This window comes from Nitratireductor mangrovi, from assembly GCF_007922615.2.
GTDB lineage: Bacteria > Pseudomonadota > Alphaproteobacteria > Rhizobiales > Rhizobiaceae > Mangrovimarina > Mangrovimarina mangrovi.
Genome location: NZ_CP042301.2, coordinates 2,719,616 through 2,736,092 on the forward strand (window position 1 = coordinate 2,719,616; position 16,477 = coordinate 2,736,092).

At 65.0% G+C, this 16,477-nt stretch carries 15 protein-coding genes and 1 tRNA gene; 11 read left to right on the plus strand and 5 right to left on the minus strand.

Annotation, left to right across the window (positions count from 1 at the left end; translation table 11 throughout):
• Positions 1–117: 117 nt before the first annotated feature.
• The 8 genes from FQ775_RS13310 (at position 118) to FQ775_RS13345 (ending at position 9,457) form a co-directional block, all read left to right on the plus strand.
• Positions 118–1,581, plus strand: a complete 1,464-nt coding sequence (locus tag FQ775_RS13310) for an aldehyde dehydrogenase (protein ID WP_146299279.1) — start codon at positions 118–120, stop codon at positions 1,579–1,581.
• A 58-nt stretch (positions 1,582–1,639) separates the two neighbouring features.
• A complete protein-coding gene (locus FQ775_RS13315) occupies positions 1,640–2,836 on the plus strand; it encodes an amino acid ABC transporter substrate-binding protein (protein WP_146299280.1) in 1,197 nt (398 codons plus the stop codon).
• Positions 2,837–3,066: 230 nt separating this feature from the next.
• On the plus strand, positions 3,067–3,933 hold the full coding sequence (locus FQ775_RS13320; protein WP_146299281.1) for a branched-chain amino acid ABC transporter permease: 867 nt from the start codon (positions 3,067–3,069) through the stop codon (positions 3,931–3,933).
• Positions 3,930–4,892 carry a branched-chain amino acid ABC transporter permease gene (locus tag FQ775_RS13325; protein ID WP_146299282.1) on the plus strand — a complete coding sequence of 321 codons (963 nt, stop codon included), beginning with the start codon at positions 3,930–3,932 and terminating at the stop codon, positions 4,890–4,892. The genes FQ775_RS13320 and FQ775_RS13325 overlap by 4 nt, the downstream gene beginning before the upstream one ends.
• Complete coding sequence (locus FQ775_RS13330; RefSeq protein WP_146299283.1) at positions 4,889–5,623, plus strand: ABC transporter ATP-binding protein; 735 nt, start codon at positions 4,889–4,891, stop codon at positions 5,621–5,623. The genes FQ775_RS13325 and FQ775_RS13330 overlap by 4 nt, the downstream gene beginning before the upstream one ends.
• Complete coding sequence (locus FQ775_RS24160; RefSeq protein WP_146299284.1) at positions 5,616–7,454, plus strand: ATP-binding cassette domain-containing protein; 1,839 nt, start codon at positions 5,616–5,618, stop codon at positions 7,452–7,454. Before FQ775_RS13330 ends, FQ775_RS24160 begins: the two co-directional genes overlap by 8 nt.
• Positions 7,454–8,914, plus strand: a complete 1,461-nt coding sequence (locus FQ775_RS13340; RefSeq protein WP_146299285.1) for an aldehyde dehydrogenase family protein — start codon at positions 7,454–7,456, stop codon at positions 8,912–8,914. Before FQ775_RS24160 ends, FQ775_RS13340 begins: the two co-directional genes overlap by 1 nt.
• 96 nt (positions 8,915–9,010) lie before the next feature.
• Entirely contained in the window at positions 9,011–9,457 is a 447-nt protein-coding gene (locus tag FQ775_RS13345; protein WP_146299286.1) for a paraquat-inducible protein A, read from the plus strand.
• A gap of 8 nt (positions 9,458–9,465) precedes the next feature.
• Here FQ775_RS13345 and sciP read toward each other — a convergent pair whose 3' ends face one another.
• A complete protein-coding gene (gene sciP / locus FQ775_RS13350) occupies positions 9,466–9,741 on the minus strand; it encodes a CtrA inhibitor SciP (protein WP_146299287.1) in 276 nt (91 codons plus the stop codon).
• Between the two features lie 230 nt (positions 9,742–9,971).
• On the opposite strand from sciP, the gene mnmA reads away from it, so the two are divergent.
• Positions 9,972–11,153, plus strand: coding sequence for a tRNA 2-thiouridine(34) synthase MnmA (mnmA, locus tag FQ775_RS13355; RefSeq protein ID WP_146299288.1), 1,182 nt, complete (start codon positions 9,972–9,974; stop codon positions 11,151–11,153).
• A gap of 40 nt (positions 11,154–11,193) precedes the next feature.
• On the opposite strand, the gene FQ775_RS13360 is transcribed toward mnmA, so the two are convergent.
• Entirely contained in the window at positions 11,194–12,147 is a 954-nt protein-coding gene (locus FQ775_RS13360; protein ID WP_146299289.1) for a Gfo/Idh/MocA family protein, read from the minus strand.
• 304 nt (positions 12,148–12,451) lie between these two features.
• Between FQ775_RS13360 and FQ775_RS13365 the strand changes: the two genes are divergently transcribed.
• Positions 12,452–12,528: transfer RNA gene (locus FQ775_RS13365), tRNA-Met, on the plus strand.
• A 198-nt stretch (positions 12,529–12,726) separates the two neighbouring features.
• Here the strand turns inward: FQ775_RS13365 and FQ775_RS13370 are convergent.
• The 3 genes from FQ775_RS13370 to FQ775_RS13380 form a co-directional block, all read right to left on the minus strand.
• Positions 12,727–13,557, minus strand: a complete 831-nt coding sequence (locus tag FQ775_RS13370; protein WP_167812970.1) for an alpha/beta fold hydrolase — start codon at positions 13,555–13,557, stop codon at positions 12,727–12,729.
• A gap of 188 nt (positions 13,558–13,745) precedes the next feature.
• Positions 13,746–15,050 carry an adenylate/guanylate cyclase domain-containing protein gene (locus FQ775_RS13375; protein ID WP_167812972.1) on the minus strand — a complete coding sequence of 435 codons (1,305 nt, stop codon included), beginning with the start codon at positions 15,048–15,050 and terminating at the stop codon, positions 13,746–13,748.
• Positions 15,051–15,076: 26 nt separating this feature from the next.
• Complete coding sequence (locus FQ775_RS13380) at positions 15,077–15,865, minus strand: alpha/beta fold hydrolase (RefSeq protein WP_146299292.1); 789 nt, start codon at positions 15,863–15,865, stop codon at positions 15,077–15,079.
• Between the two features lie 143 nt (positions 15,866–16,008).
• On the opposite strand from FQ775_RS13380, the gene FQ775_RS13385 reads away from it, so the two are divergent.
• The gene (locus FQ775_RS13385) at positions 16,009–16,473 is read left to right on the plus strand and encodes a MarR family winged helix-turn-helix transcriptional regulator (protein ID WP_146299293.1); all 465 of its coding nucleotides are present in this window, start codon (positions 16,009–16,011) and stop codon (positions 16,471–16,473) included.
• The last annotated feature ends 4 nt before the right edge of the window (positions 16,474–16,477 follow it).

Genomic DNA, 16,477 nt, shown 5'->3' on the forward strand with positions numbered 1-16,477 from the left:
AAGCAAAAATGCGTGGTGACACGCCGCACATGACTCAATAGTCTTGTCACGTCGCCAGCTGGCGCCGGCAGCGAGCCGAGCGCTCGCCAATTTCGGCCTTTCGAGGGAGGAGAGGTCATGAACGTGATGCACAGCCCCACGGTGGGTCCGAAGACGCCTGAAAGCTTCTTCATTAACGGGCGCTGGGTCGAGCCGATCTCGAAGCAATTGCTGAAGGTCGTTTCACCGGCGACGGAAGAACTGCTCTTGAGCTATCCCGAAGCCGGGCCGGCCGACATCGATCGCGCCGTCGCCGCGGCCCGCGCGGCCTTCGACAAGGGCCCCTGGCCGCAGATGTCGGCCACGGAGCGTGCGCGCTATCTGCGGCGCGTCGCGGAGCTCTTGAACGGGCGCCTCGACGAGATCGCACAGGCCTGGACGCTGCAGGTCGGCGCCCCGATCTCGCTGACCAAGAAGCTCGTTGGGCAGAACCCGACGCTCTTCAACTATTATGCCGACCTGATCGAGACCTTTGCCTTCGTCGACGAGCGCAAGCGCGACGACGGCGGCAGGGTGCGGGTGGTCAAAGAACCCGTCGGCGTTTGCGCCGCCATCACCCCGTGGAACGCGCCGCTGGTGCTGCTTTCCTACAAGGTCGCGGCGGGCCTTGCCGCCGGCTGTACCATGGTCGCGAAGCCGTCCCCCGAAACCCCGCTGGAAGCCTACATCCTGGCGGAATGCATCGAACGGGCAGGTTTGCCGGAAGGTGTGTTCAACATCGTGCCGGCCGGCCGCGAGGGCGGCGATCGTCTCGTTCGTCACAAGGGCATTGACAAGGTGGCGTTCACCGGCTCGACCGGCGCCGGCAAGCACATCGCCGCCGTTTGTTCGGAACGCCTGGCGCGGGTCAGCCTCGAGCTTGGCGGCAAATCGGCCGCGGTGCTCCTCGACGACGCCGACTTCCAGGCGGCCCTGCCGAGCCTGATGGTCTACACCATGCCGATCACAGGTCAGGTGTGCTTCTCGCTGACCCGTATCCTGGTGCCGGAGCGGCGCGAGAAGGAATTCCTCGACCTCTATCTGGGCGCGGTCTCCGGCATCAAGGTCGGCGACCCGTTCGACCCAACCACGCAGATGGGGCCGCTGACCATGGCGCGGCAGCGGGCGCGCGTGGAAGGCTACATCGCGGCGGGACGCGCCGAGGGAGCGCGCATTGCCTGCGGCGGCGGACGCCCACAGGGACTGGATCGAGGCTACTACGTCGAGCCGACCGTCTTCACCGACGTCACGCCGCACATGAAGATCGTGCAGGAGGAGATCTTCGGTCCGGTCGTCTCGGTGCTGACCTATCGCGACGAGGACGAGGCGGCCGAGAAGGCCAACAACTCCTCCTACGGGCTGTCTGGCGCGGTCTATACCGTCGACCCGGAACGCGGTTACCGCATGGCGCGGCGCATGCGCACCGGCTCGGTCACCATCAACGGCATGATCGTCGATCCGAAGCACCCCTTCGGCGGCTACAAACAGTCCGGCATCGGGCGCGAAGGCGGCCCGGAGGGGCTCGACAACTATCTGGAGACCAAGACCATCCACTACGCCTGATCCCCGGGGAAGGCGACCGAAACGAAGTTCAGACTGGTTCAAAAACGGGAGGAATACCATGCTGAGACGTACATTCATTGCCCTGACCGCGTCCGCCGCGACGCTCGCCCTTGCCGGCGCCGCGTACGCCCAGGAGGTGATCAAGATCGGCGCCAGCGCGCCCAAGTCGGGACCTCTGGCGGGCGGCGCCGCGATGACCCACTGGCCGAACATCAAGCTCTGGATGCAGGAGGTCAACGACGCCGGCGGCCTCAAGGTCGGCGACAAGCAGATGAAGCTCGAACTGGTCGAATATGACGACAAGACCAATGGCGAGGAAGCGATCAAGAACATCCAGCGGCTCGCCACCGTGGACGAGGTCGACTTCATCGTCGCCCCCTATTCCACCGGGCTCAACATCGCGACCGCGCCGGCCATCGCCAGATACGGTTATCCGCACATTGCGACGACGGCAGCGACCGACGGCGTAAAGGATTTCGCCGGCCGCTGGCCGAATTCGTTCTGGATGCTCGGCACCTCGACCCAACTTGCCGAAGGCATCGTCTCGACGCTGGCCAAGATGAAGGACAAAGGCGATATCGGCAACAAGGTGGCACTGGTCAATGTCGCCGATGCCTTCGGCCTGGAACTGGTCGCCGCCGCCAAGCCGGCGCTCGACGCTGCCGGGTTCGAGATCGTCTACGAGACCTCCTACCCGCTAGGCACGCAGGATCTGGCCCCGGTCATCAGCCAGGCCAAGGCCGCCGCACCGGACGCATTCGTTGCATTTTCCTATCCGGGTGACACCTTCGCCCTGACCGAACAGGCACAGGTGCAGAACCTGGACGTAGGCGTCTTCTATACCGGTGTCGGGACCGCCTTCCCGCCATTCGCAGGCCGCTTCGGCGCGGCCGCCAATGGCATCATGGGTATCGGCGGCATCAACAGCGAAGATCCCACGGTCAAGGCCTATATCGACAAGCATAAATCGGTGCTGAACGCCGATCCGGACTATTGGGCCAGCGCAACGACTTATGCAGGCCTGCAAATCCTTGGCCAGGCGATCGAAAAGGCAGGTTCGCTCGACCGGGCGGCCGTCGTCGAGGCGATCAAGACCAACACTTTCGACACCGTGATCGGCCCGGTGGCCATGCCGGAAAACGTCAATCCGAACGTCTGGACCGTCGGTCAATGGGATGGCGGCGTCTTCAAGGCGGTCGCGGCCGAAGGCCTCGACGTGGCCATCGAACCCGCCAAGAAGGGTGGCTGGCAATAGGATAGCATCCTCTCGCGGCGCGACCGCGTCGAACCGGACCTACTCTCCCTCGCCGCTCGGCGAGGGATAGAAAACGCTGGCCGCAGGCGTTGTACCACTTTCCCTGGGGTAGCAAACGAAGCTCGTCGGGGTAGGCGCGCACATAGGCCGCTAATCGCAATAGCTGCCGTGATTCACCTTGAATTGATGCAAATCGGGCGGGCGCAAACGACCCGCGCTAGAATAGACCCATGAACATACTGATTACCGGCATTCTGCTCAGCGGTACCTATGCGCTTGTTGCCCTCGGCCTGACGCTGCAATACGGCGTCGCCCGCATCATGAATCTCGGCAATGGCGAGACGCTGGTCGCAGCCTGTTTCGTCGCCTTCTGGCTCTATGCTGCTTATGCGATCAACCCGCTCCTCGGGCTTCTGCTGATCGCACCGGCCGCCTTTCTGATCAACTGGGCGATCTATGCCCTGGCCCTTGCGCCTCTGGTGAAACGGGCCAAGAACCGCGGCCAACTCGAGGCCGACTCCATCCTGGCGACCTTCGGCCTGCTCTTCCTGCTGCAGGGATTGATGATCCTCGGCTTCGGTGGTGAATACCGCTCCTACACCTTCCTGGCGGAGCGCTTCGACCTCTTCGGCAACTCCTACGGCCTGAACCGCGTCGTCGCCTTCGCGGCGGCGGTCGTGATCTGTTCTGCGCTCTGGTTCTTCCTTTACCGAACTCGCCAGGGCACGGCGATGCGTGCCGTCGCCGTCGATCCCAATTCGGCCAATCTCGTTGCCATCGACGTTCCGCGAACCGCAGCGATCGCCTTCGCACTCGGCGGGGCGCTGACCGCCTGCGGTGGCGCGCTGATTTCGACCTTTTACACCTTCAACGCGTCGATGGGCGTGATCTTCACCATGAAGGCGCTGATCATCGTCATCATGGGCGGCGTCGGCGACCTGCGCGGCGCTGTGCTTGCGGCCCTCATTCTCGGCGTCTCCGAGACACTCGTGGCGAGCCTGATCGATCCGGGCCTGACGCTCGCCGCAACCTACGCGCTCTTCATCCTGGTGCTCCTGTTCCGACCGCAGGGCATCTTCGGCAGGGCTCCGTCATGACCGCGTTCACTCTGAAAGAGTGGCGCTGGCTCGCCGGCGGAGCGGTGATTGCCGCGGTGGCGGCACTGCTGCCGCTGTTCGACCAGGGATTCTACCTCTCGATCTCCGTGAACATCATGCTCTATGCCGCGCTGTGCACGGCTTGGGCGCTGTTTTCCGGACCGACCCACTACGTATCTCTGGCAACGGCCGCCTTCTACGGGCTCGGTACCTACTCCGTCGGTCTCGGCATCGACATCCTGCCCTACCCGGCTCTGGTCGCTATAGCGGCGGCCATCGGCGCGGCGGCGGCCGGGCTGGTCGGCGCGGCGACCCTGCGCATCTCGGGCGTCTATTTCGTCATCTTCACCTTCGGGCTCGCCGAATTCGTCCGCCAGGTCGTGACCTGGACCCAGACCAAATTCGCAACCGCAATCGGCCTTTACGTCTTCACCGATCTTGCCGAGCAGCACATCTACTGGATGCTGCTCGCGCTGACGGTGGCCGTGTTCCTGACCGGCTTCCTGATCAGCCGGTCGCGTCTCGGCTTCGCCATGAATATCATCGGCAACGACGAGACGGTGGCACGCCATGTCGGCATCGACACCGCACGGGCAAAGGTGACGCTGTTCATGATCTCCGGCGCCTTCATCGCGATCGCCGGCGCAATCATGGCGCCGCGCTACTCCTATATCGAGCCGCCGTCGGCCTTCAATCCGATGATCTCCTTCCTCGTCGTGATCATGGCGCTGTTGGGGGGAACCAGGCGTCTCTGGGGGCCGCTGGTCGGCGTTATCCCGTTCACCATCATGATGGACTTCGTGTCCTCGCGATTCCCGAACCACACCATGATCGTGATCGGGCTCGCTTTTCTGGCCATTGTCTACGTTATCCCGCATGGCGTTACCGGGCTGATCGAGCAGTTGCGGGAAAGGCTGAAGAGGCGAGCCGAGGCCCTTGGTGAGGAGAGGCCGGCATGACCGAAGCTGCCGCACTTTCCGTCCACGCGGCCCGAAAGGCGTTTGGCGGCCTGGTCGCCGTGAACGACGTCTCGTTCGAAGTCAGACCCGGCGCGTTGCTCGGCCTGATCGGACCCAACGGCTCCGGCAAGACCACGATGCTCAACCTGATCTCGGGCGCGCTGAAGCCGACCGCCGGCGCCATCGAGCTTGGCGGCGAGCGCATCTCGGACCTTCCGGCGCACAGGATCGCCCAGCGTGGCGTGGCGCGCACCTTCCAGCTCGTGCGCATGCTTCCGGCGCTGGACGCCGAGGAGAATGTCATGGCCGGGGCTGTCTTCGGCCACACGCGGCTATGGGGCGAGGATGCGCGCAAGCGGGCACGCGACCTGCTCGACCGTGTCGGCCTGCGAGGCCGCGCGCACGTTCCGGTCGGCGCCTTCACCTATATCGACCAGAAGCGCGTCGAACTCGCTCGCGCGCTCGCCTCCGATCCGCGCGTCCTGCTGCTCGACGAATGGCTGGCCGGGCTCAACCCAAGCGAGTTGAAGATCGGCATCGCCCTGATCGACGAGTTACGGCGCGAGGGCCGAACCATCATCATGGTCGAGCATGTGATGGACGCCATCCGAGAGCTGTGCGACCGTTGCGTTGTCATGTCGGGCGGACAGAAGATCGCCGAGGGCGGCGTCGCCGAGACCTTGTCGGATCCTGAGGTCGTGCGCGCCTATCTGGGAGACGAGGATGCTTGAGGTGCAGAACCTCGCCGTCTCCTACGGCCGCCACCGGGCGCTCGAAGGCGTGGGCATCACCGTCGAAAAAGGCGAGATCTGCGTCATCCTAGGTGCCAACGGCGCCGGCAAGTCGACGCTTCTGAAGGCGATCGCCGGAATGGTGTCGACCGATACCGGCGAGATCATCATGAACGGACGCGCGATCACGCGCGAAAAGCCGAACAAGGTGGTCGAGGCCGGCGTGGCGCTCGTCCCCGAAGGGCGCGGCATCTTTGGCGACCTTTCGGTGGCGGAGAACCTGCAGCTTGGCGCATTCGCCCGCCGCGCGCGCCGTGCCGAGCAGGTGACGCTGAAGACGATCTACGAACTGTTCCCGCGGCTCGCCGAACGCAAGCGTCAGATCGCACGCACCATGTCCGGCGGCGAGCAGCAGATGGTGGCCATCGGACGGGCGCTGATGTCGAAGCCCGACATCCTGATGCTGGACGAACCGTCGCTCGGCCTTTCTCCGATCCTCACCCGTGAGCTCTTCCGCTCTCTGAGCGACGTCGCGGCCACCGGGGTCGGCATCCTGCTTGTCGAGCAGAACGCCAAGCAGAGCCTGAAGATCGCAGGACGCGGCTATCTGATCGAGAATGGCCATGTCACCGGAGAAAACAGTGCCGAGGCGCTGCGCAACGATCCGGCGGTGATCGCGGCCTATCTCGGCGGCGCTGGCGGCGGGCGCGCCACCCGACCCGCCGTGCACCTGCCACCGGCGATGCCGCTGCCGGCCGCCGTCGCGGCGATGGGCCGGATGGCGGGCGACCTCGCCGCGCGCGCCGGAGACGTGAGCCGCGCCTTCGTGCGCTCTCTGCGGCGCGCGGAGACGCTGCCATCTGCTTTCGCGGGCCGATACGATCCGAAGGCGGGAGGTGACCCCTGGCAGGAAATCGCCCGGGCCGAGCCAACAGCGGAAACGGCTAGCACCGCCGTTCCCGCCATCGCCGAAGAGGCCCGTTGGCTGGCCGCCTCCTCCGGCAATCTGGCTCGCAGCGCCGCAGAGCGGCTGGCACGCCATGTCGAAGCAAACCGGCGCGGGGCCACGGTTCCCAGCGCCTTCCAGAGGAAGACGCTTCCGGAAACAGACCAGAAAGCATCATTGCCAACGCCGGACCTCGCGTCGCGGACTGTAGCGTTTCCGGTCCCTGCCCAGACTCCCGCCGACATGGCAGGCCGGGCCGCGGAGCGCATGGCACGGCATCTCGCGACGGTCAGGGCAGCGGCCCCGTTGCCGAGCGCCTTTCAACGAAACGTCGAGGAGTACGCCCCGAGTTCTCCGGCGAACAGGACCCCGCACGCGCAAAAACTCAACGGTTCGCGCGGGCTGCTCGGCCATAACAGCGCTGCCGCCGGAATGCGGCTCGACGAAGCGGAGACGCCGTCGAACGACGCACCGGCGACAGGTATCGCTATCGCCCAGTTGGTCGCTCGCGCCGAGGCCGCGCAAAAACGACATGTGGCCGCCGAAAGACGTACCACGCCGAACACAAACGGACCGCGTTCGGCCACTCCAGATTCACCGAGCGACCGAGACCAGGTCGCGTCGGGCGACGACGAGACGTCGATCGCCGAGTTGGCGACCCGCGCCGCCGCGATCCAGCGGCGGCACATCGACAAGGGCCAGCGCATACTCACCGTGCTCACCGTCCCCGCCGCGTCGCCCGCCACGAGCGAGCCGGCGACACCGGCCGCGGACCCAACAACACCCGACGACAAGGCCGTCCGCAAGGCGGCCAGGAAACCCGCCCGCAAGGGCAAGAAGCACAAGGCGAAGAAAAAGCCTGCCAAGCACCAGGAGAAGCGCTGATGGCCCGCACTTTCGAAGGCATGTATATCGGCGGCGGCTGGACCGCCGCGAAGCGAACCTTCAAGGACCTCAATCCTTCGGACGGCTCGGTCTGGGCCGAGGTACCCGATTCCGGCCGTGCCGAAACGGCGGCGGCAATAGAGGCCGCCCACACCGCCTTTCCGGAATGGGCTCAGCTCCCCTTTTCCAAGCGCGCGCACTTCATGCACAAGGCCGCCGAAATCTGGGAAAAGCGCCGGATGGAGATCGTCGACGCCATCATGGCCGAAGGTGGCGGCTGGTTCGGCAAGGGCATGTTCGAGACGGGGTACGTGACCGAGATATTCCACGCGGCGGCCGGCTCGGTCTGGAACCCCACCGGCGAGGTGCTGCCTTCCGAATACGGCAAGGTTTCCATGGCCGTGCGGCGCCCGATGGGCGTCGTGTCGGTCATTTCACCGTGGAACTTTCCCTGCATATTGACCGCTCGCGGCTTCCTGTTCCCGCTGGTGGCCGGCAACACGATCGTGCTCAAGCCGTCAGAGGAGACGCCCTATCTCGGCGGCCTGCTGTTTGCCGAAATCTTCGAGGAAGCGGGCCTGCCCAAGGGGGTCTTCAATGTCGTCACCTGCTCGCGCGACAATGTCGGCGAGGTCGGCGAGGAGCTGATCGAGCATCCCTACGTGAAGGGCATTTCCTTTACCGGTTCGACTGCGGTCGGCCGCCAGGTGGCGGCCCGGGCGGGCGCGCATCTGAAGAAATGCTGCGTCGAACTGGGCGGCAAGGATTCGCTCATCGTGCTCGACGATGCCGACATGGAGCGCGCCACCCAGGCGGCTAGCTTCGGCTCCTTCATGCATCAGGGCCAGATCTGCATGTCGGTGGAGAAGGTGCTGGTACATGAGAAAATCTTCGACGATTTCCTCAAGCGCTTCGTCGAGCGCGCCGGCAAGTTGAAGGTCGGCGATCCGACCAAAAGCAAGGAGAATGTGATCGGGCCGCTGATCAACGACAAGCAGAGTGCCAAGGTAAAGGCACAACTCGACGACGCCATCGCCAAGGGCGCAAAGGTCTTGCTGGGCGGCAAGGTCGACGGCCGCTTCATCGAGCCGACGATCCTCACCGGTGTCACGCCCGACATGAAACTTTACCAGGACGAGACCTTCGGGCCGGTGGTGCCGGTGATCCCGTTCCGGACCGACGACGAGGCGGTACAGATCGCCAACGACACCGAATACGGGCTCTCTGCCGGGGTCATGACCCGCGACGAGGGCCGCGGACTGGCGATCGTGCACAGGCTCGACACCGGAAACTGCCACATCAACTGCTCGAGCGTGAACGACGAGCCGCACGTGCCGTTCGGCGGTTTCAAGGCCTCAGGGGTCGGCAAGCATGGCGGGCGCTGGTCGCTGGAAACCTTTACCGAGACGCGCTGGATCACGCTCGACCGCGGCGGCCGGCCCTACCCGCCCGTTTTCTGAGGAAGGCCGCGGTACCGCGGGATCGGCCGCTTTGGCAACTGGCTTGCGCGGTCGCCGCGCTTTCGCCGCGGCGCTGACTGTTTTATAGGCCGGGACATGCGCTTTCTTGTCCCGTCCCTGCTTTTCATTGCGACGATCAGTTTCACACTCGGCGCAATCCTGCCGCTCATTCGCGTCGAGCGGCTGTTCGTCTTTGCCGACGAGCCCTCGTTGCTCGGCATCGTCTCAGGCCTATGGGAGACCGGCGACGTCTTCCTCGCGCTCATCGTGGGCCTGTTTTCGCTGGCGTTCCCGGCGCTGAAGCTCGGCCTCATGCACATCGCCGCCTATGCCGGCGCCTCAGCACGCCGCGCGGTGCCCGCCTGGGTCGGATCGTTGTCGAAATGGTCGATGCTGGATGTGGTGCTGGTAGCCCTGGTCGTCTTCGCGGCGAAAACCAGCGGCCTGGCCAGCGCTCTCACCAAGCCGGGCTTGTTGTTTTTCGCGGCTTCGGTGGTTCTGACGGCTGCCGTCTCGGCGCTATTGCGTCGGCGAGGCGGTTAGCGGCAGGCTCAGTGGCGGTATTGCTGGATGCGCGTCGTACGCAGGCCGGCCAGGCCGTATTCGTCTATAGAGGCCTGCCAGGACAGGAACTCTTCAACGGTCAGCTTGTAGCGCTGGCACGCCTCGTCGAGACTGAGGAGCCCGCCGCGAACCGCTGCCACGACCTCTGCCTTGCGGCGGATCACCCAACGCCTGGTATTCGTCGGCGGCAGGTCGGCAATGGTGAGGGGGCTGCCGTCTGGCCCTATAACGTACTTTACGCGGGGTCTAACCAGATCGGTCATTGCACTCTCTGAACTACTCACACTCAAACACCAGTCTCGATCAGACTAGTCCAACAGCTTTAAAAAAGGCCTAAGGGTTGGTTACCGGATTGTTGCGAAACGGGACTTGCTAAAATGCCGTCTTTTTGGCGTGCGCCCTTGCCTCCCCGAACTGGCGAAGCCATTCCGCTTGACCTATGTTGAGGGCGTTGGCATCTAGCCCCGGACCCGTGACAAGCCGAGCGACCCTGATGAACAGCCTCGATCTCCCCGGCCGGCCGGAAGAAACGCGCGTCGTCGTGGCGATGTCCGGCGGCGTCGATTCATCCGTGGTCGCCGGCCTCCTGAAGCGCGACGGCTACGAGGTGATCGGCATCACCCTGCAGCTTTACGACCACGGCGAGGCGACGCACCGTGCCGGCTCCTGCTGCGCGGGCCGCGACATCGAGGACGCCAGGCGCGTGGCCGAGACGTTGGGCATTCCGCATTATGTGCTGAATTACGAAAAGCGCTTCCGCGAGGCGGTGATCGATCCTTTTGCGGCGAGCTATGTATCCGGCGAGACGCCGATCCCCTGTGTCGCCTGCAACCAGACGGTCAAGTTCGCCGACCTCCTGGCGACTGCGCGTGATCTTGGCGCCGATGCCCTCGCCACCGGCCATTATATCCGCTCGCACGTTAACGGTGCGCACCGGGCACTTTTCCGCCCGGTCGACGGCGATCGCGACCAGAGTTACTTCCTGTTCGCAACGACCCAGGACCAGGTCGACTATCTGCGCTTTCCGCTTGGCTCCCTGCCAAAACAGGAGGTGCGCGTGCTGGCCGAGAACATGGGCCTCGCCGTCGCGGCCAAGCAGGACAGCCAAGATATCTGCTTCGTTCCGCAGGGCCGCTATTCCGACATCATCGCCCGGCTGAAGCCGGAGGCCGCCACTCCGGGAGATATCGTGCATCTCGACGGCCGCAGGCTCGGCCGCCACGAAGGCATCGTCAATTTCACCATCGGCCAGCGCCGCGGCATCGGGATCGCTGCCGGCGAGCCTCTCTACGTCGTGGAGCTGGACGCGAAGGCGGCACGCGTGATCGTCGGCCCGCGCGAGGCGCTGGAAACGCGTGAGGTCGCGCTGCGTGACTTCAACTGGCTGGGCGATGGACCGCTCGCGGCACTGCCGGCGGAAGGCCTCGAGGTCTTCGCCCGCGTTCGCTCGACACGTTCGCCGGGACCGGCGGTTCTGCGTTGGCGCAATGGCGGCGCAGCGGTCGAACTGCTCGACGGCGAGACCGGCGTCGCGCCTGGCCAGGCTTGCGTGCTTTACGCGGATGCGGGTCCCGGCGCGCGCGTATTGGGCGGCGGCTTCATCGAACGCTCGCTAAGGGCCGCCGATGCCGAGGCGATGCTGGCGCGCCTGCGCACCGAGCCTGCACACGGGTAGCTTACGCTGGAACCCAGCGAACCGCCTCTATTGCGGTACTTCAGTCGTGGAGCACTGTGCCAGCGGTGAGGATGCGCAGCACCGTGATCGCCTCCTCGCCGGTGGTGCGCGGCGCATCCCGCGTGGTCACGCAGTCGAGGAAATGCTCGAGCTCGCGGGTCAGCGGCATACCCTGCACGACCTCGACATAGGAGGGTTCGTTGGCCGTGAACGCCCACTGCCCCGAATCCTGCCACACCGCATGGCGGTAGACGGCAAGCTTGCGCTCCCAAGGCTCGACGTCATCGAAGACAGCCATGGCCTTGGTGCCGACGACCGTCAGGCGCCTTTCACGGTAGGGATTGAGCCGCGAGGTGAACAGATGGCCACGCACACCGCCCGGGAAGCGCATATGCAGATGGGCGAAGTCGCTGAGATTGTCGAGGATCGCCGCACCCTCGCCGCGAACTTCAAGCGGCGCTGTCCCTGTGATCGCAAGGATCATGGACAGGTCGTGCGGCGCCAGATCCCAGAGCGCGTCGTTCTCGGTATGGAACTTTCCGAGCCCGAGCCTGTGCGAATGAATGTAGCGCACCTCGCCGAGTTCGCCGGAATCGATAAGCGATTTCAGCTTTTCGAAGGCGGGATGGAACCGCAGCACATGGCCGACCATGAAGATGCGCCCACAACGCTCCGCCGCCCCGACGGCGCGCTCGGCATCGGCCACGGTAAGCGCGATGGGCTTTTCGACCAGAACATCCTTGCCTGCCTCGACCAGTTCGATCGCGCATTGGGCATGATGCTGCGGCGGCAGGGCCAAAACCACGGCGTCGATATCGTCGCGCCGGCTCAATTCAGCGGGCGCGATCGCCAGGCACTCCTGCTCGGTGGCGAACCCCTCGGCGCGGGCGCTGTTCGAGTCCGAAACCGCATGAAGCGCGCCGAGCTTCTTGAGGGTCCGGATGTGGTTGCTCCCCCAGTAACCGCATCCGAGTACTGCAATCTTTGGCGCCATACGTCGCAAGCCTGAAAAGTCTGGATTGACATATCCATGGCATGGCGCGAACTCAACCCCCACCCGTACGCCGCAACCGCATGCGCCGGAGCGGTCACGTCGCGCGGCGAGGACTGGCCTGGTCGAGGTCCGCGACCAAGAAGCGGGTCATTCCTGCCTGCCTCGCACGCCTGGAGGCACGCCAGCGTGGGACACATTGGCTGATGCCGCGAGGCCGCTTGACAGCTTTGCCGCGCCGCCTCTATATCCGCGCAACCCTCGGATCCGCAACGTTGCGGGCCCGTGCCGGCGCACAGCGCCACGGGGCGGAGTAGCTCAGCCGGTTAGAGCAGAGGAATCATAATCCTTGTGTCGGGGGTTCGAGTCCCTCCTCCGCTACCACCGTTCCCCCCGACGCTGCGATCCGCATGTTCGGATAGACCGTCGGCGCGTTCAGCAGCAGTGCCAGCCTCCCTTGCAGTTACAGCTTGAAGCCTTTGTTTCGTGGGATGACTGTCACCCGCGCAATCAGGTTCCGTATTTTCTTGGCTGCCTCCGCATAGGATGTCTCCGCCCCCACAACTTCTCGCCGGACGTCGATCAGGCCCGGGCGAAGGCCAAAAGGTCGGGATTGATCACCTCCGGGTGCGTCGCGAACAACCCGTGCGACAGGCCGGGATAGGTCTTCAGCGTTCCCTCCTGCAGCAGCTTGATCGCCTTGTGGGCCGACTTGGCGATCGGCACGATCTGGTCGTCCTCGCCGTGGATCACCAGGACGGGAACGGTGATCGCCTTCAGGTCCTCGGTGAAGTCGGTTTCCGAGAAAGCCTTGATGCAGTCGTACTGCGCCTTGGCGCCGCCCATCATGCCCTGACGCCACCAGTTGTCGATCAGGCCCTGGCTGACCTTGGCGCCCTCCCGGTTGAAGCCGTAGAAGGGAACGGACGGGACGTCGCGGAAGAATTGGGCCCGGTTCGCCACGAGGGCGGTGCGAAAGCCGTCGAACACTTCGATCGGGATGCCGTCGGGGTTGGCCTCGGTCCTCAGCATCAGCGGCGGCACCGCGCCAATCAGCACGGCCTTGGCGACGCGCGCGGCCTCGGCGCGTGCGACATAGCGGACGACCTCGCCGCCACCAGTGGAATGGCCGATGTGGATGGCGTTCCTCAGATCGAGCGCCCCGGCGAGTTCGGCGACATCGGCCGCATAGGTGTCCATGTCGTTGCCGGTGTCGGTCTGGTCCGACCGGCCATGGCCGCGCCGGTCATGGGCAATGACGCGATAACCCTGTGTGAGGAAGAACAGCATCTGGTTGTCCCAGTCGTCGCCCGAAAGCGGCCAGCCATGGTGGAACACGACGGGCTGCGCTTCCTTCGAACCCCAGTCCTTGTAGAAGATGGTCGTGCCGTCCGAGGTCTTGATCGTAGCCATGCTCATGTCTCCTTGGTTCTGAGCGGAAGTCATGCGTCGTGTCATGAACAGTGTCGCGGCCGCGGCTGCGGTCCTGATCACCGTTCGTCTGGTCATGTCGAGGGTCATCGGCTTGCCTTTCGGATCATGTCGCACAGGATGATGTCACCTGATGCAGACAGCGGTCGTGCGGCGACCGCGCTCGCGGTTCAGCAGGAGTAGATCTTCTGCCGGCCTTCAAACCCCTTGAAGTCCACCTCGGCCGTCATCTGCGGCGCCGTGCACAGGTATTCCGCGACCGCGGCGGACGCGACATGCTTGAGGGACAGGTCGGATGCCGCCGCCAGCAGCCGCGCCGCATAGTTGACCGGCCTGCCGATGGCGGTGAAGTCCAGCCGGCCGGCGCCGCCGATATTGCCGTAGTGGAAGCGCCCGGCATGCAACGCCCAGCGGAAGGCGACCTTCTTGCCGACCGGCGCTTCGGCGAGCCTCTCTTCTCCTTCCAGGATGGTCTGGCGAGCCGACCGCACGGCCTCGTCGATCCGGCGCTCCTGGTCGTAGGGAAAGATGGCGAAGAAGCCGTCGCCAAGGAACTTGAGGACTTCTCCGCCATTCGCCGCCACCAGCGGCACCACGACGTCGAAGGCATCGTTGAGCGTCTCCACCATCTGCTGGCCGGACAGGTTGTTCGACAGATCGGTGAAGCCGATCAGGTCGGCGAAGAGGATCGCTGCAGCGATCTCCTCGCCGTCGCCGCGGTGCACCCGGCCTTGCAATATCTGTCCCCCGCTGCCGCGTCCGGCATAGGTCGAGATGATGCAGGCGGCGTTCGTTCTGAGCAGATGGGCTTCCACGATCCGCGCAAGCGGCTGGCGCACACGCTCCAGTGCGGTGAGCTGCTCTCCAGTGAAACCGGCCGGGTGCTTGGTCGAGAAGGTTGCCGCATGCGTCTCACCGGTCGTGAAGATCAGCGGCTGTGCGAGATAATCAGTGAAACCCTCATCGCGCAGTTCGCCCAGAATAGCGAATTCGTCCAGGGCGGCCGGGCTGGTCAACATGCGACGGACCGACGTCTGGCGCGAGGTGACCAGGGGAAGCGGGTTCTTCAGATGCTGGTCCTGTGAGAAGAGACCGATCGGCCCCTCTTGCATCGTGACGCCCGCAGCACCGGTCCACAGGAACCGGCGGGCAGCCACATTGGGATGCAGCGTATGGATGAAGAGACCGAAACGGTCGAGCGGGATGGCGGCGGCGACCATCCGGCGGCACAGCTCCTCGACGAAGGACTGCGTGCTCGTGGCGGAACGCGCCCCGTCGGTCAGCCAGGCGATGAGGAGATCGATCTGGCGCGCATCGACAGGGCTGTGCTCGGCAACGGCTTCGAACTGTGTGGTGGCAAGCATGGTCTCGTTCCTGACGATCTCGTTCTTCGCTTTGCAGTCCCGCGGCTCGACCGACGAGCGGTCGGGCCGGGGGCTGATCGATCGGGCACGCTCGCGACGGATCAGATCCATCACCCGCCGGAGCGGCGGCCCTTGCATCAGCGCGTGGCCTGGTCGGCGCCGCGCGCCGCCTCGTCGATGACGTCCGCGACGACGTTCGGCTGCGTCATGAACACGGCGTGGCTGGCGGCGACTTCGGTGACCCTCGCGCCGATCTTCTCGGCCATGCTGTGCAGCATCTTCTGGTCGAAGGCCTTGTCGTCGGTCGCGATCACCGCCCAGCTCGGCTTGGTACGCCATGCGGCATTGGTCAGCGTCGTGGCGAAGGAGGACATGGCGATGGGCACCTGCGAATCCCGCATGAAGGCCGCATCGGCCGCACTGGCGTCGGCGGCGAATCCTGCGGAAAACGCTTCCGGCTTGATGAAGGCGAAGCCGTCCTCGCCGATGCCAAGAACGAACTCGGGCGGGGTGGTGAACCCGTCATACTGCTGCGCCGTGGTCTCGCCTGCATCCGGGGCCAGCGCGGAAACGTAGACAAGGCTCCGGACCTGCGGATGGACACCCGCCTCGGTGATCACCGTTCCGCCCCAGCTATGGCCCACCAGGACGGCCGGCCCGTCCTGACGATCGAGCGCCCGCTTGGTCGCCGCGACGTCGTCTTCGAGCGACGTCAGCGGGTTCTGCACGATCGTGACCTTATAGCCGCGGGAGGTAAGGCGGTCGTAGACGCCGCGCCATCCGGAGCCGTCCGCAAAGGCACCATGGACCAGGACGACGTTGCGGGTCTGCTGCGCGTCCGGGATCCGGTCGACAGCTTGGGCGGAGGCGGTGGCGAATGCGACGGCCGCGGCAGTTGCCGCGACAATGCGGGTGGAGGTAGACATTCTGAGCTCCTTTCTATTTTGCGATAATGTTTATCGTGATATCTTTTCTATAGCGGCAGCGATGAGGCTTGTCCAGCATAATTATTATCGCGATATTCCTTTTTGCGATCAGATGCGCTATGGGCGAACCGAAGGAGGCCCCGATGCCCAAGCCCAACCCGCCGCTGCCGCTCGACGAGCAGCTCTGCTACGCCATCTACTCGGCCGGAATGGCCGTTCAGCGCGTCTACAAGCCGCTCCTCGACGAACTGGGACTGACCTACCCCCAGTATCTTGTGCTCAACGTTCTGTGGCGCGAGGACTCCCAGACCGTCGGCCGGATCGCTGACGGCCTGGCGCTGGAATCGAGCACCTTGACTCCCTTGCTCAAGCGTCTCGAAACGGCCGGCCTCGTGCGTCGCGCCCGCAATCCCGAGAACGAGCGCCAGGTGGTCGTTGCCCTGACCGATGCCGGGCGCGACCTGCGTTCCCGCGCGGGCTGCCTTGCCGAAGCCCTGATTTCGACGTCGGGGCAGGAGCCCGGGCATCTGAATGCCATCGCCTCGGACCTACGCAGGCTCCGCGACGCCATCTATGCGCGTTCCGGCGACTGGAGCGTGCCCGGCTGAGCCG